22 protein-coding genes and 1 pseudogene are annotated in these 20191 nt (G+C 72.4%); 6 read left to right on the forward strand and 17 right to left on the reverse strand.

Annotated features, from left to right (window positions below; genetic code table 11):
• Positions 1–73 precede the first annotated feature (73 nt).
• Positions 74–271, forward strand: a complete 198-nt coding sequence (locus L107_RS09180; protein WP_106220108.1) for a hypothetical protein — start codon at positions 74–76, stop codon at positions 269–271.
• A gap of 31 nt (positions 272–302) precedes the next feature.
• Here L107_RS09180 and L107_RS09185 read toward each other — a convergent pair whose 3' ends face one another.
• The 12 genes from L107_RS09185 to L107_RS09240 form a co-directional block, all read right to left on the reverse strand.
• Positions 303–500, reverse strand: a complete 198-nt coding sequence (locus L107_RS09185; protein ID WP_159818161.1) for a hypothetical protein — start codon at positions 498–500, stop codon at positions 303–305.
• A gap of 108 nt (positions 501–608) precedes the next feature.
• A complete protein-coding gene (gene fmt, locus L107_RS09190; protein WP_159818163.1) occupies positions 609–1682 on the reverse strand; it encodes a methionyl-tRNA formyltransferase in 1074 nt (357 codons plus the stop codon).
• On the reverse strand, positions 1679–3073 hold the full coding sequence (locus L107_RS09195; RefSeq protein ID WP_159818165.1) for a TldD/PmbA family protein: 1395 nt from the start codon (positions 3071–3073) through the stop codon (positions 1679–1681). Before L107_RS09195 ends, fmt begins: the two co-directional genes overlap by 4 nt.
• A gap of 2 nt (positions 3074–3075) precedes the next feature.
• Entirely contained in the window at positions 3076–4434 is a 1359-nt protein-coding gene (locus L107_RS09200; protein WP_159818321.1) for a TldD/PmbA family protein, read from the reverse strand.
• A 142-nt stretch (positions 4435–4576) separates the two neighbouring features.
• Positions 4577–5668: a magnesium-protoporphyrin IX monomethyl ester (oxidative) cyclase gene (acsF, locus tag L107_RS09205; RefSeq protein WP_159818167.1), complete on the reverse strand. Its 1092-nt coding sequence runs from the start codon at positions 5666–5668 to the stop codon at positions 4577–4579.
• Positions 5669–5772: 104 nt separating this feature from the next.
• Positions 5773–6237 carry a DUF2996 domain-containing protein gene (locus L107_RS09210; protein WP_370515465.1) on the reverse strand — a complete coding sequence of 155 codons (465 nt, stop codon included), beginning with the start codon at positions 6235–6237 and terminating at the stop codon, positions 5773–5775.
• A 77-nt stretch (positions 6238–6314) separates the two neighbouring features.
• Positions 6315–6833 (reverse strand): hypothetical protein, encoded by a 519-nt coding sequence (locus L107_RS09215; RefSeq protein ID WP_159818169.1) that lies wholly within the window; start codon positions 6831–6833, stop codon positions 6315–6317.
• A gap of 11 nt (positions 6834–6844) precedes the next feature.
• The gene (locus L107_RS09220; protein ID WP_159818171.1) at positions 6845–7495 is read right to left on the reverse strand and encodes a flavin prenyltransferase UbiX; all 651 of its coding nucleotides are present in this window, start codon (positions 7493–7495) and stop codon (positions 6845–6847) included.
• Positions 7496–7502: 7 nt separating this feature from the next.
• The gene (locus L107_RS09225; protein WP_159818173.1) at positions 7503–9809 is read right to left on the reverse strand and encodes an RNB domain-containing ribonuclease; all 2307 of its coding nucleotides are present in this window, start codon (positions 9807–9809) and stop codon (positions 7503–7505) included.
• Between the two features lie 143 nt (positions 9810–9952).
• Positions 9953–10294, reverse strand: a complete 342-nt coding sequence (locus L107_RS09230; RefSeq protein ID WP_159818175.1) for a TMEM165/GDT1 family protein — start codon at positions 10292–10294, stop codon at positions 9953–9955.
• A 19-nt stretch (positions 10295–10313) separates the two neighbouring features.
• Complete coding sequence (locus L107_RS09235) at positions 10314–10652, reverse strand: TMEM165/GDT1 family protein (RefSeq protein ID WP_159818177.1); 339 nt, start codon at positions 10650–10652, stop codon at positions 10314–10316.
• Positions 10649–11032, reverse strand: coding sequence for a YkgJ family cysteine cluster protein (locus tag L107_RS09240; protein WP_159818179.1), 384 nt, complete (start codon positions 11030–11032; stop codon positions 10649–10651). Before L107_RS09240 ends, L107_RS09235 begins: the two co-directional genes overlap by 4 nt.
• Here L107_RS09240 and L107_RS17030 point away from each other — a divergent pair.
• Positions 10980–11234: pseudogene (locus tag L107_RS17030) on the forward strand (hypothetical protein); the annotation flags it as partial. The gene L107_RS09240 and the pseudogene L107_RS17030 sit on opposite strands and share 53 nt — an antisense overlap.
• Here L107_RS17030 and L107_RS09250 read toward each other — a convergent pair.
• Both L107_RS09250 and recJ read right to left on the reverse strand, forming a co-directional pair.
• Complete coding sequence (locus tag L107_RS09250; RefSeq protein WP_370515467.1) at positions 11133–12566, reverse strand: chloride channel protein; 1434 nt, start codon at positions 12564–12566, stop codon at positions 11133–11135. The pseudogene L107_RS17030 and the gene L107_RS09250 sit on opposite strands and share 102 nt — an antisense overlap.
• Positions 12563–14479 carry a single-stranded-DNA-specific exonuclease RecJ gene (recJ, locus tag L107_RS09255; protein WP_159818181.1) on the reverse strand — a complete coding sequence of 639 codons (1917 nt, stop codon included), beginning with the start codon at positions 14477–14479 and terminating at the stop codon, positions 12563–12565. The genes L107_RS09250 and recJ overlap by 4 nt, the downstream gene beginning before the upstream one ends.
• An 88-nt stretch (positions 14480–14567) precedes the next feature.
• Between recJ and L107_RS09260 the strand changes: the two genes are divergently transcribed.
• From L107_RS09260 to L107_RS09270, 3 genes are read left to right on the forward strand one after another with little or no spacing between them, the layout of a single operon-like run.
• Entirely contained in the window at positions 14568–15341 is a 774-nt protein-coding gene (locus tag L107_RS09260) for an HAD-IA family hydrolase (RefSeq protein WP_159818183.1), read from the forward strand.
• Complete coding sequence (locus L107_RS09265; RefSeq protein ID WP_159818185.1) at positions 15338–15685, forward strand: DUF565 domain-containing protein; 348 nt, start codon at positions 15338–15340, stop codon at positions 15683–15685. Before L107_RS09260 ends, L107_RS09265 begins: the two co-directional genes overlap by 4 nt.
• Before the next feature lie 25 nt (positions 15686–15710).
• Positions 15711–16697, forward strand: a complete 987-nt coding sequence (locus tag L107_RS09270; protein ID WP_159818187.1) for a phosphoribulokinase — start codon at positions 15711–15713, stop codon at positions 16695–16697.
• Here L107_RS09270 and rpmF read toward each other — a convergent pair.
• The gene (gene rpmF / locus L107_RS09275; RefSeq protein ID WP_015108361.1) at positions 16655–16837 is read right to left on the reverse strand and encodes a 50S ribosomal protein L32; all 183 of its coding nucleotides are present in this window, start codon (positions 16835–16837) and stop codon (positions 16655–16657) included. The genes L107_RS09270 and rpmF overlap by 43 nt on opposite strands.
• Positions 16838–17072: 235 nt before the next feature.
• Between rpmF and ftsH the strand changes: the two genes are divergently transcribed.
• On the forward strand, positions 17073–18899 hold the full coding sequence (ftsH, locus tag L107_RS09280) for an ATP-dependent zinc metalloprotease FtsH (protein WP_236550609.1): 1827 nt from the start codon (positions 17073–17075) through the stop codon (positions 18897–18899).
• Here the strand turns inward: ftsH and L107_RS09285 are convergent.
• Positions 18837–19832: a cupin domain-containing protein gene (locus L107_RS09285; RefSeq protein ID WP_159818191.1), complete on the reverse strand. Its 996-nt coding sequence runs from the start codon at positions 19830–19832 to the stop codon at positions 18837–18839. The two genes, ftsH and L107_RS09285, sit on opposite strands and share 63 nt — an antisense overlap.
• Before the next feature lie 76 nt (positions 19833–19908).
• Positions 19909–20184 (reverse strand): MoaD/ThiS family protein, encoded by a 276-nt coding sequence (locus L107_RS09290; RefSeq protein ID WP_159818193.1) that lies wholly within the window; start codon positions 20182–20184, stop codon positions 19909–19911.
• Between the last annotated feature and the right edge of the window lie 7 nt (positions 20185–20191).

The following is a 20191-nucleotide window of genomic DNA, read 5'->3' on the forward strand; positions in this document are numbered from 1 at the left end:
CGGGGGAATGGCAGTGGTTGTGACAGCCTCCGCCGCCTCCCTAGGGTGAAGTGAGGATCTGCCTCCTTCCGACATGCCCTACGAACCCGGATCCACCCAGTGCCGCGTGCTGATCGACTGCAAGGCCCAGATCGAAGGCATGCTGCTGGCCCTGGAGCGCATCGAGAACAGCCGCCACATCCGTGACCAGCTGGTGGCGGTCCACAACCAGCTGGAGGGGCTGCACGAACTGCACCGGCGCCAGCCGGAGGAGCTCGCCTCCGGCAGCTGAACGCGCGGCGGACGCCGTCCGCCTGGGGCGCTCATCCGGCCCCGGCCATCTCCTTCCCCCGGACACGGTGCTCCCATCCCTGGCAGGCCGCATAGGCACCGGCCAGGGTGGGGCTCATCACCCGCTCACCCGGGCTGCGCTCATGGCTGGCCACGTAGCAGCCCAGCGTGTCCCGGAAGATCCGGCAGCCGGAGCCGGTGCTGTTGACGAAGGAAAGATCGCTGACCATGGCATCCCCACCCATTCACTGGTTTCGGTCTACTGCCTGCGTCGGCGGTCCAACACTGAGACGACGGTAAGGGAACAAAACGTCAAGACCCCTTGCCGAATCAATGGATCAGGGGGTACCCGCACCGATCCGATCGCCCGCCACCAGCCCCAGTTGCTGGATCAGGGCCTGTCCCTCGCTGGGACGTCGTCCCGGCAGCTGGGCCTGGCGCAGCAGCACCGGGCAGCCACCGGTGGCCAGCACCAGTCCCTCCCCCTCCACCACCGCGAGCACGGTGCCGGGGCCATCCGCTGGCGAGCCTCCCGCTGAGCAACCATCTGCCGCCGTCCCTTCCCGGGCGGAGCTGCCCCAGCGGGCCGCCAGGCCGGCCGCCACCGGAGTGAGCTGGTCGGCCAGCCGGGCCACCAGGGGTTCGGTGGCCAGCAGCTTGAGCCGCTCACTCCCCCAGGGGCAGGAGGCATTGGGGTGGAGCCCCATCACCCGGCGATGGATGGCCAGGGCGGAATCGCTCCAGTCCACGCGCGTGTCCTCCTTGGTGAGCTGGCGGGCATGGCTGACCCCTTCACCGGCCTGGGGACGCACCCCGAGGCGGGCGAGCCGGTCCGGCTCCGGCCCGGCCCCCGCCGCCTCGATCAGGGGCAGGGCCTCCACCAGCAGCTCCCCGGTGAGGCACGCCAGCCGCTCCGACAGCTGGCCGGCGTTCTGGAGCAGGGGAATGGCAAGGCGCCGCTCCAGCAGCACCGGGCCGGTGTCGAGGCCCTCCTCCATCGCCATGATGCCGACGCCCGTCTCGGCGTCCCCCTCCAGCAGGGCCCACTGGATCGGCGCCGCCCCCCGCCAGCGGGGCAGCAGGGAACCGTGGCCGTTCCAGCAGCCCAGCGGGGGCTGGGAGAGCACCGCCGGCGGCAGGATCTGGCCGAAGGCCACCACCACCGACACCTCCGCCCCCAGGGCGGCCAGCTCCTGCTGGCAGGCCAGGTCGCGGCGGATGCGCTCGGGGGTGAACACCGGCAGAGCCAGCTCCAGGGCCCGTTGCTTCACAGGGGAGGGCACCAGGGCCTTGCCCCGGCCCCGGCGCCGGTCGGGCTGGCTCACCACACCGACGATCGTGTGGCCGGCGTGCCGCAGGGCCTCGAGACTGACCACGGCGTAGGCCGGGGTACCCCAGAACAGGACCCTCAAGCGTCGCCCGTGATCGAGAGGCCCTCCACCCACACGTGGGGGCAGAGGCCGTCGGGAGTCACCTTGGCCGGACCCTCGAAACCGACGATGGCCTTGAGCAGGGTGCGGATGTCGCCGGCCACGGTGGCGGCCTCGATGGAGCGCGCGGTGCCGCCCTGCACCAACCAGCCGTCGAAGGGCAGGGAGAAGGAGCCCTGGCTGGCCTTGACACCGGCATGGAGGGCCGAGAGCGAATCGATCACCACCAGGCCATCGCCACCGCCGGCGCCGGAGGCGAAGCGGTCGAGGCCCTGGGCGCCGCCGTCACTGCCGGGGGTGGGGCCGATCTCGAACCAGTCGGGGCCCACCGACACCTTGGCTCCCAGGCCCGCATGGCCGGTGGGGGCGACCCCGAAGGCCCGGGCCGTGGCCTCCGAATGGAGGAAGTGGCGCAGCACGCCGCCCTCCACCAGGGACAGGCGAGCGGTGGGGGTGCCTTCGCCGTCGAAGGCGGCGGCACCCACGTTGGCCGGATGCAGGCCGTTGTCGTGCAGGGAGAAGAAGGGGACGGCCAGCTGCTCGCCCAGGGACTCACGCCGGCTGAGGCTGACGCCATCGAGCACGGCGCGGGCGTTGAACAGGCTGCTGAAGGCGCCGATCAGGTCGAGGAAGGCCTCGGGACTGAAGACGCAGGTGTAGCGGCCGGTGGCGATGGGGGCGTAATCGAGGTGGGCGATGGTGCGCTCCGCCGCCTCCTGCACGCAGCCGGCCACATCGAGGTCGGAAGCGCCGTAGGCCAGCCGCACGGCGCCGCTGCTGCGGGGCTTGCGGCCCGCCTCCTCGGCCCGGGCGTACAGATACAGCGAGGCGGTGGTGAGGCGCTGCTGGCGGCAGGCGCCGGCACTGTTGATGTAGAGCCGGTCGCTGCTGCGCTGGGCCAGGCCGTTGTAGGGGACCGTGCCGATGGCCGGGTGGCGGCCGAGCAGGTCGCGCTCCGCCTCCTTGAGGGTGTCCAGCAGGCGGAGGATGCTCACCGGCGGGCGGAGCGGTTGCTCCAGCACCGGCAGCGGCGCGGTGGCCAGGGGGGAGAAGTCGGGGACCTCGTCGACGTTGCCGTAGGCGCTGGCGTCACGGGCCCCGGCCAGGGCCCGGGCCAGGCCGGCGTCGGAGAGGTCGGAGGTGCTGGTGATGCCCACCAGACCATCGTCGTTCCAGACCCTCAGGGTGATGGCGCTGCGCTGGGCGCCCTTCATCTGCTTGGCTTCACCGCGATCCACCTGGACGGAGGTGTCGGTGCTGCAGGAGGCGCCCAGATCCCAGCGGTGGACGCCCTCCCGCTGGGCCAGCTGCTCAAGGCGCTGGCGCAGCACCTCGGCATCGAGGCCGGCGGCCGCTGATTCGGTGCTGGCCATGCTCAGCGTCCCCCCACGGTGATGGTGTCGACCTTGATGTGGGGCTGGCCCACGGTGACGAAGATGCTGCCGCTGACCGAACCGCAGAAGCCGGCGGCCAGCTCCAGGTCGTTGGCGCACATCGAGATCCGGGGCATGACCTGCTTGGCGTCGCCGATCAGGGTGGCCCCCTTCACCGGCCTGGTGAGGGTTCCGTTCTCGATCAGGTAGCCCTCCTCGACGGCGAAGTTGAACTGGCCGGTGGGGCCGACGCTGCCGCCGCCCATCGACTTGCAGTAGAGCCCCCTGTCGACGGAGGCGATCAGATCCTCCGGGCTGTGGGGGCCGGCGGCGATGTAGGTGTTGCGCATGCGGCTGGCGGCGGCGAAGGCGTGGCTCTGGCGCCGGCCGCTGCCGGTGCGGGGATGGCCGGTGCGGCGCTCTCCGGCCCTGTCGCTGAGGAAGCGCTGCAGGATGCCGTTCTCGATCAGCACGGTGCGCTGGGGTTCCATGCCCTCGTCGTCCATGGCCAGCGAACCGAAGGCCCCGGCGGTGAGGCCCTCGTCGATGGCGGTGAGGGAGGGATGGGCGATGGGCTGGCCCACCATGTCGGCGAAGGGGGTGGTGGCCCGCTCCACCTGGGTGGTCTCCAGCAGGTGGCCACAGGCCTCATGGAAGATCACGCCGCCGAAGCGGTTGGCCAGCACGACGGGGAACTGGCCGGCCTCGACGTAATCGGCATAGAGCATGGTGCCGGCGCTGCTGCAGACATCCACGGCGGCGGCCTCCACATCCCATCGGCGCAGGTCGTCGGGGCTGTCGGAAGTGCCGTAGCGGCGGCCCAGGCTGGCCCGGTGGTCGCCGTCGGCGGCCAGCACGTTGAGCCCCACCGACTGGTGCAGCCGCACGTCCCGGGAGAAGGTGCCATCGCTGGCGGCCACCAGCACCTCCTGCCAGTCGCGGGCATAGCTGCCCCGACGCACCTGAAGATGCCGGCCATGGGCCTGGAGGCGGTCGGTGCCCTCCAGCAGACGGCCGGTGGCCTCCGCCAGGGACGGACAGGCCCCCAGCCAGCCCTCCTTGGTGGCGGCGAAGTCCCGCAGTTCAGGCAGGCCCTCGAAACCCCTGCCGGTCTGAACCGGGAGCACCAGTCCCAGCATGCCCAGGGCCTGCTCCAGGGCGGCCCGCAGACCGGCGGCGCTCAGGTCGTTGGTGGAGACGAAACCGTCGCGGTCCCCCAGGAACACCCGCAGGCCCGCCCCGGCCCCGAAGGCCGGGCTGACACTGGTGATGGCATCCTGCTCGGCCAGCAGGCCGAGGTGGTCGGAGCGCTCCAGGAACACCTCCACCAGGTCGGCCCCGGCTGAGCGCCCCGCGGCCAGAAGGGGCTCAAGGACGGAACGCCAGGCCGGATCGCCGAGGGCCGCCGGGGAGAGGGTGAGCGGAGAGGCGGCCGGTGCGCCGGTGGGAGGGGAGACGACCAAGCGGCGAAGGGAGGAACTGGGCCGATTCTGGCGGGTCGGCTCAGCGCACGGCGGGCTGGAAGCGTTCGCTGCGGATCGGCGCCATCAGGAACAGGCGGGCCATCTGGACACCGTTGCCGATCCAGTGGGGCAGCTTGCGCAGGGCACGCACCGGCGCCGGGGCACCGGAACGGTCGGCCCGATCGAGGGCGGCATTGTTCTGCACCAGCTTCTCCAGCCGCTCGTAGAACTCAGGATGCTCGACGTTGAGCACCACAGGGAACACCCGGGCGGAGGTTTCGTTGGTCTTGGCGATCACGTACTTGTCGTAGGTGCGGGCATCGAGCCCGAGGGCCTCATAGAACTCCTTGCGGGCCACGTCACGCACGTACATGGTGGCGAACACGGCCAGCAGGAAGAAGCGGCACCAGAGGCGGGCGGTGAAGCCGCGCACGGTGTCGGGCTGGGCCTTCATCAGGGCGTCGAAGAAGTCGCCATGGCGGTTCTCGTCCTGGCACCAGTTCTCGAAGAAGTTGAAGATCGGGAAGATCTTGCTCTCGGGGTGCTGCTCCAGGTGGCGGTAGATGGCGATGTAGCGCCAGTAGCCGATCTTCTCGGAGAGGTAGGTGGCGTAGAAGATGAACTTGGGCTGGAAGTGGGTGTAGGCCTTGGTGGCGGTGAGGAAGCCCAGGTCGAGCTGGAGGCCGAAATCGGCCATGGCCTTGTTGAGGAAGCCGGCGTGGCGGGCCTCATCGCGGGCCATGTGGGCGAAACATTCCGCCAGCAGCGGGTTGCGCTCCTTGATGCGGCGGCTGAGCTCCTTGTAGAGCAGGAAGCCGGAAAATTCGGAGGTGCAGCTCTGCTCGAGGAACTCGACGAACACCCGACGGGTCTCGTGGTCCAGCTTGTCGGCGGCGCCTTCGAACTGGCCGTCACGGACGAAGTGGTGGCGGTTGTAGTCCTTGCGGAACTCCTCGCAGATGGCCTCCAGCTCCACTTCGTTGGGCCGTAGATCCATCGCCGCCATGGCGTCGAAATCCGTGGTGTAGAAGCGCGGCGTGAGGATCGTGTCCTTCACCGGGTCCTTGATGGCCGGGGCATCCGGGGTGCCCACCCGGGGGGCGGTGGGGGCTTGGGTGGCGGGAGGCACCATCGCGCTGGACGTTCAGAGAGCTCGGCCGCCATCGTAGGCATCGATCCCCGCCATCGGTCCGGATGTGAAGCCGCGGATGTGAAGCGGGGGAACGGGCCGGCGCCTCAGTTGGGGCCCAGCCACTTCTGGCCGTTGAGCCGCTGCACCACCCGCGACACCAGCAGCGACAGGGTCATCTTCTTCTCGTCGATCAGGAACGACTCCAGCAGGCTGGGGCTGCCGGCCCCCTCGGTGAGGGCGATGGTCTTGGCGGAGCTGATGTCGGGCCGGGTGAAGCAGAGCCAGAAGCGGCGCTCGCCCGGCAGCCGACCCTTGACCATCCAGCAGTCGGCCCCGACCACGGGCATGGCGCCCTGCTCGAACGCCAGCTCCGGAGCCGGGCCTCCGTAGGCCTCGATCTCCTGGGTGAGGGCCGGCAGCAGCAGCTCGGGCACGAAGACCTCGAACGGCTTCTCCTCCGGGGCGGGGGGCTTGGCCTTGGGGGCTGGCGTTTTCGCTTCCGGTGCCACCGTCTTGGCTTCCGGTGGGGTGGCGACGGGCTCGGGGGTGTTGCTGGGGGTCTCGGTCACCGCTGCGGTCCCTGGGCGCGAAGGTGCGGGAACTTTAGGCAGCGTCCCGGGAGCTCAGGTGGTCGCGGCGACAGCACTCACCATTCCTCGCCGTCGTCGTGCCCCCAGTCGTCGGCCCCGCTGGCCGGGACCGGGGCCGGCGGGCGCGACGCCACCGCCGGCTCGGGACGGAACGGGCGGGGGTCGGCGGCCTCGGGGCGGTGCAGCACCCGGTAGGGCACCGACACCGTCGGGGCCGGCTCCCCAGGGGCGCGGCTGGGGCCGGCGGCCGATGGCGCGGCAGGAGCGGCGGCGGTGCGCCCCTCGGATCGGTCGCCCCAGGGGGCGCTCCAGGTGTCGTCCTCCAGCCGGTCCGGGCGGCGGACCGTGCGCCGCAGCGGCGGCCGCCCCCCCTGGCGCAGGGCGAGGGCGGTGGCGCCTGCACTGAGGGCCGCGCCGCCGCCGGCCGCCACCGCCATCCACAGGCCGATCGGCAGGCTGGGGGTCTGCCAGGTGAGCAGCCGCAGGGCCAGGGAGGGGCTCGGGTTGAGGGCCGCCACCAGCAGGGTCACCAGCAGCGGCGAGAGCAGGGGGAGCAGCAGCAGGCGATGCAGCACGGTCCGGTGCGTCAGGGGGTGGAGACTTCGTCCGGGGCGGGACGGCCCACGGGCCCCTGCCAGCGCTGCAGGGAGCCCAGCTGGAGGCCGAGGGTGTCGAAGACGCGGATCACCAGGAAGTCCACCATCTCACCGATCGTGGTGGGCTGGTGATACCAGGCCGGAACCGGCGGGGCGATGCGGGCCCCGGCTTCGGCGAGGCGGGTGAGGTTGCGCAGGGGGACCAGGTTCCAGGGCAGCTCCCGCGGCGCGATCACCAGGGGCCGTCCCTCCTTCAGATGCACGTCGGCGGCCCGTTCGATCAGATCCAGGGCCACGCCGGAGGCGATCCGGCCGACGGTGCCCATGCTGGCCGGCAGGATGACCATGCCACGGGTGAGGTGGCTGCCGCTGGCGATGGCGGCGGCCTGGTCGTTCCAGCGATGGCAGTGCAGGCTGCCGGAGCTGCAGCCGGTGCGTTCGCGCCAGAAGCGCTCCTGGGCGTCGGGCTCCGACGGCACCCGCAGACCCATCTCCGCCTGCCAGACCCCGATCGCGCCCCGGCTGGTGACCATCTCGACCGGCAGGTCGTCCTGAAGCAGCAGCTGCAGGGCCCGTTCCGCCAGGGGCTGGGCGGAAGCACCGGACACCGCCAGCACCACGGGAAGCGAGGACGGCGCCATCGGCGGCTCAGCCCTCGTCCGCCGAGGGCCCGGCCCCGTCGCCCGCGGCCTCGGGGCCGTCATCGCCGGCGCCCTCCTCCACCTGCTCGAAGTCCTCGGGCTGGAGCACCGCCAGGTCGATCTGGTGGCGCAGGGCGTCCACCTTCTGGATCTCCACGTCGACCCCGTCGCCGACCATGTAGGTGCGGCGGAATTTGCGGCCCACCAGGCGGTTCTGGCGGGAGCGGTACTCGTACCAGTCGTCCTTGAGGGAGCTGACGTGCACCAGACCCTCCACCTGGGAGGGGGGCACCTCGACGAAGAAGCCGTAGCTCTGCACGCCGCTGATCACCCCGGGCAGGGTCTGGCCGACGAGGGGCTCGGTGTGGCGGGCCTGGGCCAGGGCCAGCGCATCGGCCTGCAGCTCCTGCAGGAAGCGGCAACGGCCGTTGAGGCGCTGGGCCAGGCCCTGCTCCAGGCCCTGCTGGTAGGGGGCCAGCTGGCCGGGGGTCAGCAGGGGCCAGTCGGTGCTGCCGTGGCAGGCGTCGCTGGCCAGGTCGGTGCTGATCTTGTGGCGCACGCTCGGCCGGTCCTTGCCGTCCACCAGCAGGCTGACCAGCAACTGCTGGTTCCAGAGATCGGCGTAGTGGAGGGTCGGGCAGCACCAGGGGGCCACGGCGGTCTCCTCGCCGGCCACCGCATGGGGACCGGCCTCGGCCGCCAGCTGCACCGGCCGCAGCGCATCGCGCAGCTGCTGCTGCAGGGGGCGGCCCCGGTCGGTGGCGGCGAAGACGGCGGCGAGTTCGGCGGCACTGGCGTTGCCGTCGGCACTGAGCTCCATGGGGATGTCGAGGGCCAGGGCCGCCTTGGCGACGTCGTTGATGTCGGTGGCCTCCGCCGCCGGATTGAGGGCGAACAGGGCGGGCAGTTCCAGGGCCAGCAGGTGCCGTCCCAGGGCCCGGTGGGCCACCAGCACCGCCTCCCGCAGGATCGCCACCGGATCCTCGGCCGCCAGCTCCACCAGCCAGCCCTGCAGGGCCGCATCCGGGGCAGGCACCCGCAGGTCGCCGAGGCTGTCGAGGGCGGGCATCGGCAGGTCGAGATCGATCGAGCCGGCCGCGAGTCGCCGCTGACGCAGCAGGCCGCTCAGCTGGACCAGCTGCTCCAGCAGGGGCAGGTGTTCCTTGAGGGCCTTGAGGGCGGCGGGAACGGTGCGGGCCTTGGGCTTGCGCTCGGCCAGGGCCTGCATCGCGGCCCGGTCCACCCGGGCGTCGGGGGTGATCTGGCTCAGGCTGAAGCGGAAGTGCTCAAGGGCGCCCTCGGCGTCCAGCTCCAGGGCCACCGACACCGCCGCCTGGCTCTCGCCGGGGCGGAAACCGCAGGCCTTGGCGAGGGCCGCAGGCAGCAGGGGCAGCCAGCGGCGGCCCAGGCAGATCGCCTCGCCCTGCTCCCGCAGCCAGGTGTCGAGGCTGTTGCCCATGCCGATGCGCTCGGCCACGGCGGGGCTGTGCACCCACAGCCGCCAGCCCCCCCCCCGCTCCTCCAGGGAGACGGCGGGGAGCGCAGGGGCCTCGCCACCCTCCCAGGCCTCCAGGATCAGGGTGGGCAGGGCCGTCAGGTCGGCCCGGCCCTTGGCGACGGGCTGCTTCAGGGTGGTGCGGGGGCAGGCCGGCCGCTCCTGCAGGCGGTGCTTGGCCAGCAGCAGCTCGGTGTCGGCCGCTTCCCCGCCGTGCACCGGCAGGCTGCGGGCCACATGGCCGGCCGGACCGAACTGGGCCACCGGGAAGCGGTCGATCTTCACCTCCACCACCGCCTCCTCGGCGGGGTCCAGATGGACCGCGTCCTCCTCGGGCAGGGCGACCGAGGTGAGCAGCCGGTCATCGAGGGGGACGGCGACGAGCTGGCCGTCCTGCCGCTCGACCTGGGCCAGCAGGCTGGGGGTCTGGCGCTCGAGGATGCACTGCACACCCCCTTCCGGCGAGCGGCGACGCCCGCCCTCGCGGGTGATCTTCACCAGCACCCGATCGCCGTTCCAGGCGTGGTTGAGCTGGTGGTCTCGGATGTAGATGTCCTCGCCGCCGTCCTCCCGCAGGGCGAAGCAGAAGCCCTTGCTCGAGCAGCGCAACCGCGCCGGGATCAGCTCGGGGGTCTCGCGGGCGCGGAGCCCGTCCCCGTCCTCCTCCACCAGGCCCAGCCGCAGCAGGGCATCCAGGCCGATGCGCAACTGCTGCTTGCAGGTCTTGGTGGTCAGGCCCAGCGACTTCTCCAGCTTGGCCAGGGCCACCGCATCGGTCGTGGAGAGGTGGTCGAGCAGATCGGCGACCGTGAACTTCATCGGGTGGGAGATACGCGGAGGATGGCACTGCCGGAGCAGCGCGGTGGCCAGGGTGGTCCGGAGCGCCAGGGGGGTCGTCGGCCTCCATGGACGGGGGATGGCCCGGGAGCGCCCGCCGTCACGGTGAGCGCCACCCGGGGACTCTAAGGAGCGGGGGGCTCTGGGTTCTCTCCAGGGGCATCGGCTGCCGCGGCGGGGGCCTCGCCGCCGTCCGCGCCGGAACGCAGGATCAGGCGGGTGCCGATGATCAGGAAGCCGGCGGAGGCCGCCAGCTGCAGGCCATCAGTGGGGATCACGCTGGAGAGGGAACCGCCCGCCGCCGCCCCCACCAGGCTGGCCAGCACCAGGGCGAAGGCGCTGCCGGCGAACACCGCCCCGGGCCGGCTGGAGGTGCCGCTGATGCTGACGATGGCCAGCTGGGTCTTGTCGCCGAGTTCGGCCAGGAAGACGGTGGCGAAGGTGGAGGCGAGCAGGGCGAAGGGCATGGCGCGGGGGGTGGCGGACTCAGGCGTTGAGGAGGTGGAGCGGCGCCAGGTGCAGCACCGCCTGGCGGCCCAGCCACAGGCCCAGGGCCACCATCAGGATCCCGGCCGCCCGCTCCAGCTGGTGGGGGGGCATGACGGTGGACAGCCAGCGCCCCAGCAGCACCCCCACCAGGCTGGAGCAGATCAGGGCCAGCGAGGCGCCCACGAAGACAACCACCGGCCGGCCCGACTGGGCCGACAGGAGCAGGGCCGCCAGCTGGGTCTTGTCGCCCAGCTCGGCCAGGAAGACGGTGGTGGCGGTGCTCAGGAACACCGTGATCCAGCTGGAGGGGGCCGGGGATTCGGGGGCGCTGCTCATGGGGCCTGGCGGATCGTCCGCAGGAAACGGCGCATCACCGGGTGGCGGCCACCCAGCTCGGCGCGGATCTGCTGCCGGCAGGAGGCGATGGCCAGGGCCCCGGGGTCATCGCCGGGCTGGCCGAACAGGGCGACGAGCTGATCCACCCGGCAGAAGTCGGGCCGTTCCGCGTAGATCCGGCAGCGGCGTGAGCCGGTGTCGAAATGGCGGCACCAGCCGTCCTCCCCCACCATCGAGAAGTAAAGGGTCTGCTGGTCGGGATCGAGGGCCTCGATCGCATCGCCCCGCAGGGCCGGGTCGAGGCGGCAGCAGGAACCGCAACCGCTGATGCACTGCCAGTGCTCGGTTCGGGGCACGGGGACGCCACAGGGTCGCTCCATTCACTCACACCCGACGCCGTCTTCCCAGTCCGCGCCCGCGGCGCGCCGTGTCAACCCATCACGGCGGCCCACGCGGGGCCCGAAGCGGCCGACGGGCGACCTACACTCCTGGCCGATTGTCCCCCTCCCCGGCAGCCGCACCATGGGTATCGACTTCCACCTCATCTCCAATTTCGGCGCCCTGGCCCTGATCACCCTGGCCGGCCCGGCGGTGATCTTCATCCTTTACTACCGCCGCGGCGCCCTCTGAGCCTTCCGGTACCAGAAGGTCGGCCAGGGCGTGGTACACGGGTCGGCCCTGGATCGCCTTGCCGATGTAGGCCGCGATCACGGCAGAGGCCACCAGGCCCGGCATGAGCTGCTGGTCGCCCGCCATGCGGATGGCGAAGGCGATCGTCATCACCGGCAGCTGGGTGGCTCCCGCCAGCCCCGCCGCCATCCCCAGGGCCAGGCCCAGGTGGGGGTCTCCTGCCATGGCCCTCACCAGCCCTGAGCCGAACACCCCCCCGATGGCGAAGGCCGGGTCGATCAGGCCGCCGGGGATTCCCGCCGAGAGCGCCAGCACCGGCCCGATCAGGCGCGACACCAGCAGGACAAGCCAGCTGGCATCGATGGTGCTGTCCGCGTCCTGATCGAGGATCAGGCGCATCAGGGTCTCACCGTCGCCGCCGCTGGCTCCGCCCGTGGCCACGGCCAGCAGGGCCAGGGCCACCCCGGCCGCCAGCCCGAGCCGCAGGGGCCGACGGCGGGCGATCGGGGTGATCAGCCCCGTGGCCCGCACCAGCAGCCAGGCGAAGGCACCACCGAGGGCACCGCCTCCGAGTCCGATCGGGATCGCCCAGAGCAGCTGGGCGGCCTCGGCCACCGGGGTGGGGTTGATCCCCAGGGCAAACATCGGCTGGCCGCCGAGGCCGCTCACCAGGGCCGCCGCACTGGTGAGCACGAGCGCAGGCCATACCAACCGCTGCTGGAAGCTGCCGGTCAGTTCCTCGACCACGAAGACCATCCCCATCAAGGGGGTGTTGAAGCCGCCGGCCAGGCCGGCGCCCGCCGCTCCAGCCAGCAGGTGGCCCCGGCTGGCTCGGTGCATCAGGGAAGGCCACCGCCGCAGCAGGGCCTGGCCCACGGCCGCACCCACCTCCACCACCGGGCCCTCACGGCCCAGGGGCAGCAGGGCCAGGCTGGCGACGGTCCAGAGGCCCAGCCGTTCCCCGGTCGGGGCGGCGGCGAGCAGCCGGGCGCCCCGGTGGGGATCCTCCAGGCAGAGGATCACCTGGGGAATGCCGGAGCCGGCCCCGCGGCGCCAGGGTCCCCGCTGGAACCAGAGCAGCAGCGGCACCAGGGGGATCGGGGCCAGGGCCAGCAGCCAGCCGCTGGCGCTCCAGCCGCCGCCGCTGAAGGCCGGCAGGGTGGAGAGCAGCCGATCCTGGATCAGGTCGATGCGGTTGAGCGGCCAGCAGGCCAGCCCCACCGCCGCCCCCAGCAGGGCCAGCAGCAGCAGGGAGCGCACCGGGCCGAGGCGCGAACGGCTCATCCTTCGACCATCCCCAGGGCCATGGCCGCCTCCCGCATCAACCCCTGAACGTAGGGATGGGCAGGCCCCTCCGGGTCGGCGACGTCGGCAGCGCCCGGCGGGATGGCGGCGCGCAGCTCCTCGCCGGCGGCGTTGCGGATCACCAGGCTGTCCCCCTGGCGCCGGCACCAGTAGGTGCGGTCGCGGCGCTGCAGCACCACGCTGTCACCGCCGCTGCAGCGGATCGCCTCCAGCTCCAGCTGGAACCGTTCCACCCCCTGCCAGTCATCGCGGCGCAGGCGGTAGGCCACATCCACCGGTCCCGTCCACTGGTCGGGCCCCTGCCAGCGCCAGCCGATCGCCCGCAGCCGCGCCTCCCCCTGGGCCAGCTGCAGCTGCAGGTGCCCGCCGCGCAGCAGCTTCCGCTCCACCACCTGGCAGCGGCTGCTCCAGAACAGGGGCGTGGGATGGCCGATGCCGAAGGGGGCCAGCCGCTGGAGCTGGCGCCAGAACTCCCGGTCGATGCGCTCCAGCCGCAGCAGGGCCTCGGGCTCCACCGGGCGACCTTCGCCCGCCGCCTCGAGCCAGCGACCGGCGAGGGCGTCGAGCCGTTCCTGCAGGGCCGCGACGTTCTCGGCCCGCACCGTGAAACCGCCGGCGGCGGGATGGCCGCCGTGACGCTCCAGCAGGTCGGCGCAGGCCGTCAGGGCGGCATCGACGGCGAACCCCTTCGGCGCCCGCACCGACGCCCGCAGCCGGCCTCCCCCTTCGCCGGCCAGCAGGGCCACGGGACGGCCGAAGCGCTCCACCAGCCGCGAGGCGACGATGCCGATCACGCCGTGGTGCCAGTGGCCCTGGGCCAGCAGCAGGAAGGCGGGCCGACGGGGTCCATCGGCCTCCAGCAGGGCCAGGGCCTCCGCCTCGATCGCACTGCAGAGCTCGCGCCGCTGGCGGTTGAGGGCTTCGCAGGAGCGGGCCAGTTCCAGGGCCCGCTCGGGATCCTCGGTCGTCAGCAGGTCCACCACCAGCTGGGGGTCCCCTAGGCGGCCGACGGCGTTGATGCGCGGGGCCAGCTGGAAGCCCACCGCCTCCGCATCGACCCGGTGCTTCTCCAGGCCCGCCAGCTGCTGCAGGGCCTGCAGGCCTGGCAGGGGGCTGCGGCCCAGCAGGGGGAGGCCATCGAGCAGCCAGCGGCGGTTCACCCCCTCCAGGGGGGCCATGTCGGCGATGGTGCCGATGCAGAACAGGTTGAGGGCGATCTCCAGCCCGTGGCGGTGGCGCAGTCGCCGGCAGAGGGCGGTGGCCAGGACGTGGGCCAGCCCAACCCCCGCCAGCCCCCGGTAGGGGGAGCCCTCCGGGGTGACGGCCGGGTGCAGCAGGGCCAGGTGGGGCGGCAGCTGGAGGGGCAGGGTGTGGTGGTCGGTGAGGATCACCTCCACCTCCAGGGCCGCGGCGCGCTCCAGGGCCTCGATGGCGGCCACGCCGTTGTCCACCGTGATCAGCAGCCGCACCCCCTCGGCCGCCAGCCGCTCCACCATGGCGGCGTTGAGTCCGTAGCCCTCGGCCATGCGGCTGGGGATGGCCGCCTGGGGGCGGGCGCCGAGCCGCTGCAGGACGCCCACCAGCAGGGCGGTGCTGGTCATGCCGTCGGCGTCGTAATCGCCGCAGATCGCCACCGTTTCCGCCCCCTGGCAGCTGCGCACCAGCCGCTCGAGCGCCACCGGCAGGCCGGGGAAATGGGACTCCGGGTCGGGGGCCGCCTCGGGGTCGAGCAGGCGACGCACCGCCTCCGCCGTCACCAGGCCGCGCCGCCGCAGCAGGGCCAGGAGTTCAGCGGGAAGGTCCGGGTCCGCAGCCCCGGCCGCCTCGGCGGGTCCGTCGCCGCCGAGGGGGGAGGGCAGCAGCCAGCGTCGCTCGTCGACGGCAGGGAGCAACGAGGGGCAGGCGAGGCCTCCGCATTGTGGAAGGCGGGGCTGCGGGGCGCACCCCTTAGCCTGGCTCCTGACACCAGCACGGCGCCCCATGGCCCCGGCCCTGTCGGCCCTGCTCTGGGACGTGGACGGCACCCTGGCCGAAACGGAGTTCGAGGGCCACCGGGTGGCCTTCAACCGCAGTTTCGAGGCCGCCGGACTGCCCTGGCGCTGGGATCGGCCCACCTACGGGCGGCTGCTGGGGGTGGGCGGCGGCCACGAGCGGATCACCGCCTTCCTGGAGCAGGTGGAGGGCCGCACGCCGGAACGGGGGCGGGTGGAGGAACTGCAGCGCCGCAAGCAGGCGTTTTACGCCGAGCTGGTGCAGCAGGGCGGCCTGGCACTGAGGCCGGGGGTCGCCCGGCTGGTGGCGGACGCGGCGGCGGCGGGCCTGCGGCAGGCGATCGTCACCACCAGCGGCCGCAGCGCGGTGCAGGCCCTGCTGGAGGGCGCCCCGCCGGCCCTGGCCCGGGCCTTCGCGTTCTGGGTCTGCGGCGATGACGTGGCCCGCAAGAAGCCGGATCCGGAGGCCTACCGGATGGCGCTGCGGCAGCTGGAGGTGACCGGGGGCGCGACGCAGGGCGGCGTCCTGGTGCTGGAGGACTCCCCGGCAGGACTGGCGGCGGCCAGCGGCGCCGGGCTGCCCTGTCTGGTCTGCCTGAGTGAGGCGACACGGGAGGAGCCGGCCAGCCGCTTCAGCGCCGCCCGGGCCGTCATCGACAGCCTGGAGACCCCTGGAGGCACGGTCAGTGTCCACAGGGGTCCACCTTGCCCCGGAGGCCAGGTGACGCTGTCGTGGCTGGAGCGCCTGCTGGATACGCCATGACCCGCCTCCCCGTGCAGCGCACCCGATTCCAGGGGCTGACGAGCCGGCTGGGCAACCGGGTGGTCGGCGTGGCGCGGCGCAGCTGGCGGGCCGGCAGCCTGGCCGCCCTGGCGCTGCTGCTGGGTTTCTTCGCCGGCCAGAACCTCACCAGCCTGCTGCTGTTCACCACCCCGGGGGGCCGCCCGGCGGTGGTCCTCGGCCTGCTGCTGACGATCGAGACCCTGGTGCGGCTGCGGACCCGCCTGGTGGGGGCCGAACCCTCCCTGGCCTGGGTGCTGGTGGACAACCTGCGCATGGGGGCCACCTACGCCATCGTGCTCGAGGCCTTCAAGGTGGGGACCTGAGCGGGTGGTGCCAACAGAGCCCACCATGGCCTCGGAGCCAGCACCGGATGCCTGGGACGGACGGTTGGCCCGGGCGGGGGACCTGGGCCCGGTGCACCCCAGCCTGCTGCGGCACCTGGCCCTGCCGATGCTGCGGCGGCTGGAGAGCGGACTGCGGGGCGGAGCCGCGGCGCGGCGGCCCGTGCTGGCCCTGAACGGGCCGGTGGGGGCCGGCAAGACCAGCCTCGGCCGGGCCCTGGAACAGCTCGCGGCCCTCGGGGGCCTGCGGCTGACGGTGGTATCGATCGATGACCTCTACCTGCCGGCCCCCGAACGGCGCGCCCGGCTGCAGGGCAACCCCTTCGGGGTGAGCCGGGTCCCGCCCGGCAGCCACGACCTGCCGCTGCTGATGGACGCCCTGGCCAGCTGGCGGGACGGGGCCCCCCTGGGGCTGCCCCGGTTCGACAAGACCCTGGCCGGTGGGGACGGCGAGCGGAGCGGCTGGCGGCAGGGGCCCGCCGATGCGCTGGTGATCGAAGGCTGGCTGATGGGCTGCCGGGCCCTCGGCCCCCGGGGCCTGGAGGAGCGGCTGCGCAGCGGTGCGGGACTGGAGGCGCTGAGCGAGCCGGAGCGCCGCTGGCTGCCCCGCTGGGACGGGTATCTCGAGGCCTACGACGGGCTCTGGAGGGCCTGCGATGGGCTCTGGCTGCTGCGTCCGGACACCTGGAGGCTGCCCCGCCGCTGGCGTTTCCAGGCGGAAGCCCGCCAACGGCAAGCCGGTGGCGGATGGCTCAACGGCCGCCAGCTCGACGCTCTGGTGCGGGCCACCCTCCACTCCCTGCCGCCGGCTCTTTACCAGGACCCCCTGCTGGGGCCCCACGACGGGGACAGAAACATCGATCCGAGCAGGAGCCGGTCCGGGGAATCAGGGCTGGCCCTGGAGGGTGGGGTGCTCCTGGACGGACGCCGACGTGCCCACCCCCTGGGGGTTCAGCTGTCCTCGCCGGCTTCAGCGTCTTCGGCGATCGGGTAGACGAAGCCCTGGGCGCGGCCGCTCAGGACAGCCTTGCCCAGGGACATGGCCTTCTGGGCCGCCACACCGGCCTTCGCCTTCCAGTGGGCGTGGCGCTGGTTGCGCTTGCCCTTGGAGGTTTTCTTCTTGGGAACGGCCATCCCTTCAACTCACTGCCAAACGACGATCCTGCTTCGCCGACTCGCCTTTCGTCAAATCGCTACAGTCGGTTTCCGCTATGCAACTCCTGAAAAGGACGCCAGGCCTGTGAGCAGCAGTTCTCCTCCGGAGCCGGCCACGACCGCCGCCGCTCAGGCCAGTCCCGGTGCCGAGTCCGGCGCGTCAGCCCCCCCCGCGGCTCCTGCCACCCCGGCGCCATCCAGGCCCGCTCCGCCGGTGAGTCCGGGGTTCAGCCTCGGCGGCCAGGGGGCCGCGGCGCCCTCCTACAGCCAGCTGCTGCGGGACATCGAAGCCGGGAAGATCAAAAGCCTGGAACTCGCTCCTGCCCAGCGGGTGGTGACCGCCACGTTCGCGGACGGCCGCAGCCGCCAGGTGGCGGTGTTCAGCGACAACCAGCAGCTGCTGCGCACCGCCGAGCAGGCCCGGGTGCCGCTCACGGTGCGGGACGAGCGGCGCGACGACGCCATGGCCGGCCTGGTCACCAACGGCCTGCTGGTGGCCCTGCTGATCGGCGGCCTGGTGCTGCTGGTGCGCCGCTCCGCCCAGGTGGCTAACAAGGCGATGGGCTTCGGCCGCAGCCAGCCCCGACTGCAGGAGGAAGGGGCGATCACGGTGCGGTTCGAGGATGTGGCCGGCATCGCCGAGGCCAAGGAGGAGCTCCAGGAGGTGGTGACCTTCCTGAAGACCCCCGAACGGTTCACCTCCATCGGCGCCCGCATTCCCAAGGGGGTGCTGCTGGTCGGCCCCCCCGGCACCGGCAAGACGCTGCTGGCCCGCGCCATCGCCGGTGAGGCCGGCGTTCCCTTCTTCTCGATGGCCGCCACCGAATTCGTCGAGATGTTCGTCGGAGTGGGGGCCAGCCGGGTGCGGGACCTCTTCCGCCAGGCGAAGGCCAAGGCGCCCTGCATCATCTTCATCGATGAGATCGACGCGGTGGGTCGCCAGCGGGGGGCCGGCATCGGCGGCGGCAACGACGAGCGGGAGCAGACCCTCAACCAGCTGCTCACCGAAATGGATGGCTTCGAGGACAACTCGGGTGTGATCCTGCTGGCCGCCACCAACCGTCTCGACGTGCTCGACGCGGCCCTGCTGCGGCCCGGACGCTTCGATCGCCGCATCAGCGTCGACCTCCCCGACCGCGCCGGCCGGGAGGAGATCCTCTCGGTTCACGCCCGCACCAGGCCCCTGGCCGAGGAGGTGTCCCTGGCCGACTGGGCCCGGCGCACCCCCGGCTTCTCCGGCGCCGACCTGGCCAACCTGCTCAACGAGGCGGCCATCCTCACCGCCCGTCGCCAGAAGAGTCAGGTGGATGACCAGGCCATCGGCGATGCCCTCGAGAGGATCACCATGGGGCTGGCGGCCGCCCCGCTGCAGGACAGCGCCAAGAAGCGGCTGATCGCCTACCACGAGATCGGCCACGCCCTGCTGACCACGCTGCTGCCCCACGCCGACCGGCTCGACAAGGTGACGCTGCTGCCCCGGGCCGGCGGGGTGGGGGGCTTCGCCCGCACCATGCCCGATGAGGACATCCTCGATTCCGGGCTGATCAGCAAGGCCTACCTGCGGGCGCGGCTGGTGGTGGCCCTTGGAGGCCGGGCCGCCGAACTGGTGGTGTTCGGCCCCAGCGAAGTGACCCAGGGGGCCAGCAGCGATCTGCAGCTGGTGCGGCGCATCTGCCGCGACATGGTGCTGCGCTACGGCTTCTCCAGCCTGGGCCCCCTGGCCCTGGAGGAGGACGGGGAGGAGGTGTTCCTCGGCCGCGACTGGATCCGCTCGGCCCCCCACACCTCCGTGCGCACCGGCAACCGCATCGACGAACAGGTGCGCCGGCTGGCCTTTGAAGCCCTGGAGAAGGCCGTGGCGGTGCTCTCCCCCCGGCGCGAACTGATCGATGAGCTGGTCAACAGGCTGATCGAGCTGGAGACCATCGACGGTGACAGCTTCCGCGCCCTGGTGGAGGCCCATGAGGCCAGGGGCGGTTCAGCCCTCGCCGGCCAGACCGGAGGCAAACCGGATGTCGAGGCTGCGCAGGTAGGTGTGTAGGCCGGCGTCCTGAATCGGCAGCAGCCGGGCGGGCTGGCCGCTTTCATTGACATGGGAATGCCAGTGGCCCGGCGGCGTCACGAAGGCCGCGCCCGGCTCCCATTCCATCCGCAGGGGGTTTCGGATCGTGCCGTCGGGGTTGAGGTCGGGGCCGGAGAGGGTGGCGCAGCCCGGCTGGCAGTCGATCACCAGGTCGAGGGCCACCGACTGATGCCGATGGGGGGGCTGAACCGCGCCGGCTGGCACCAGTCCGTACATGGCCCAGAGGGTGTGGGTCACGGTGCGGCTGGCCGGCAGGGCCGTGTTGGCCATCAGCAGGCTCAGGCGGTTGCTGCGGGCGCTGCTGGGATCCGCCGCCAGGGCCGCCAGCTCCTGATCCAGCCAGGCGGCCGGGTAGTGGCTGGGGGCGAAACGGGCGGATTCGGCCCGCACCCCGAGGAAGGTGAGCAGGGGGGCGTCGTGGATCCAGTAGAGAACGCTCTCTTCGGCGGCGTCCAGCCGAGGTTCCAGTCCGGCCGGCAGCACGAACAGATCCCCACGGCCCCAGGCCAGATCCAGGGGTTGGTCCCCGGCAGCGGAGGGACAGTGGCAGCGGCCGGATCCCCGGTACACGTAGAAGAGTGAGCTGGTGGCGTTGGCGGCCACCCCGATGGATTCACCGCCCAGGATGCGCACGAAGTTGGCGCTCAGGGCCGGGCTGGTGGCGGGGGAGGGGCAGCCGAGACGGGCGCTCAGGTCGAGGGGAAGGATCGCCGTCGGCCCCGTGGCGTGGAGCTCGGGGCCCCAGCGGCCCTCGGGAATCGGCTCGGTGAGCCCGGGACGGATCGGATTGGCGGCCTGGCGGTAATCGAACAGCAGGGTGTCGGCACGCCAGTCGTGGCGGCCGGCGGTGGCGGCGGGGCTGGGGGGCCTGGACGCTTGGAGCTGCCCCATGGGTTCAGGTTGCAATCGTTGACAGATCTTATGGATTTCTTTCCATCACCGTCGCCATCCCCGCCGGGAGCCGCATTCAGCCGCCGGCGACCGCCGGCACGATGCTCACCTCATCGCCGTCACTGAGGGCCGTGGCCTGGTTGTCGAGGAAACGGATGTCCTCACTGTTCACGTAGAGATTGAGGAAGCGGCGCAGTTTGCCGTTCTCATCGCACAGGCGTGCCTGGATGCCGGGGTAGCGGCCTTCGAGGGCCTGGAGCAGGCCGTCGATGCTGCTGGCCTCCAGGCTGACGCTGGCCTCGTCGTTGGTGAACTTCTGCAGGGGGGTGGGGATCAGAACCTGGATGGCCATGGAAGCG

The organism is Cyanobium sp. Copco_Reservoir_LC18, from assembly GCF_009834675.1.
GTDB classification, from domain to species: Bacteria; Cyanobacteriota; Cyanobacteriia; order PCC-6307; family Cyanobiaceae; genus Cyanobium; species Cyanobium minutissimum.

Bases quoted from the DNA above. Each gene is read 5' to 3' on its own strand.
- L107_RS09180 (WP_106220108.1), top strand. From the start codon at position 74: ATGCCCTACGAACCCGGATCCACCCAGTGCCGCGTGCTGATCGACTGC.
- L107_RS09185 (WP_159818161.1), bottom strand. From the start codon at position 500: ATGGTCAGCGATCTTTCCTTCGTCAACAGCACCGGCTCCGGCTGCCGG.
- L107_RS09195 (WP_159818165.1), bottom strand. From the start codon at position 3,073: ATGGCCAGCACCGAATCAGCGGCCGCCGGCCTCGATGCCGAGGTGCTG.
- acsF (WP_159818167.1), bottom strand. From the start codon at position 5,668: ATGGTGCCTCCCGCCACCCAAGCCCCCACCGCCCCCCGGGTGGGCACC.
- L107_RS09220 (WP_159818171.1), bottom strand. From the start codon at position 7,495: ATGGCGCCGTCCTCGCTTCCCGTGGTGCTGGCGGTGTCCGGTGCTTCC.
- L107_RS09225 (WP_159818173.1), bottom strand. From the start codon at position 9,809: ATGAAGTTCACGGTCGCCGATCTGCTCGACCACCTCTCCACGACCGAT.
- L107_RS09230 (WP_159818175.1), bottom strand. From the start codon at position 10,294: ATGCCCTTCGCCCTGCTCGCCTCCACCTTCGCCACCGTCTTCCTGGCC.
- L107_RS09235 (WP_159818177.1), bottom strand. From the start codon at position 10,652: ATGAGCAGCGCCCCCGAATCCCCGGCCCCCTCCAGCTGGATCACGGTG.
- L107_RS09240 (WP_159818179.1), bottom strand. From the start codon at position 11,032: ATGGAGCGACCCTGTGGCGTCCCCGTGCCCCGAACCGAGCACTGGCAG.
- L107_RS09250 (WP_370515467.1), bottom strand. From the start codon at position 12,566: ATGAGCCGTTCGCGCCTCGGCCCGGTGCGCTCCCTGCTGCTGCTGGCC.
- L107_RS09260 (WP_159818183.1), top strand. From the start codon at position 14,568: ATGGCCCCGGCCCTGTCGGCCCTGCTCTGGGACGTGGACGGCACCCTG.
- L107_RS09265 (WP_159818185.1), top strand. From the start codon at position 15,338: ATGACCCGCCTCCCCGTGCAGCGCACCCGATTCCAGGGGCTGACGAGC.
- L107_RS09270 (WP_159818187.1), top strand. From the start codon at position 15,711: ATGGCCTCGGAGCCAGCACCGGATGCCTGGGACGGACGGTTGGCCCGG.
- rpmF (WP_015108361.1), bottom strand. From the start codon at position 16,837: ATGGCCGTTCCCAAGAAGAAAACCTCCAAGGGCAAGCGCAACCAGCGC.
- L107_RS09285 (WP_159818191.1), bottom strand. From the start codon at position 19,832: ATGGGGCAGCTCCAAGCGTCCAGGCCCCCCAGCCCCGCCGCCACCGCC.
- L107_RS09290 (WP_159818193.1), bottom strand. From the start codon at position 20,184: ATGGCCATCCAGGTTCTGATCCCCACCCCCCTGCAGAAGTTCACCAAC.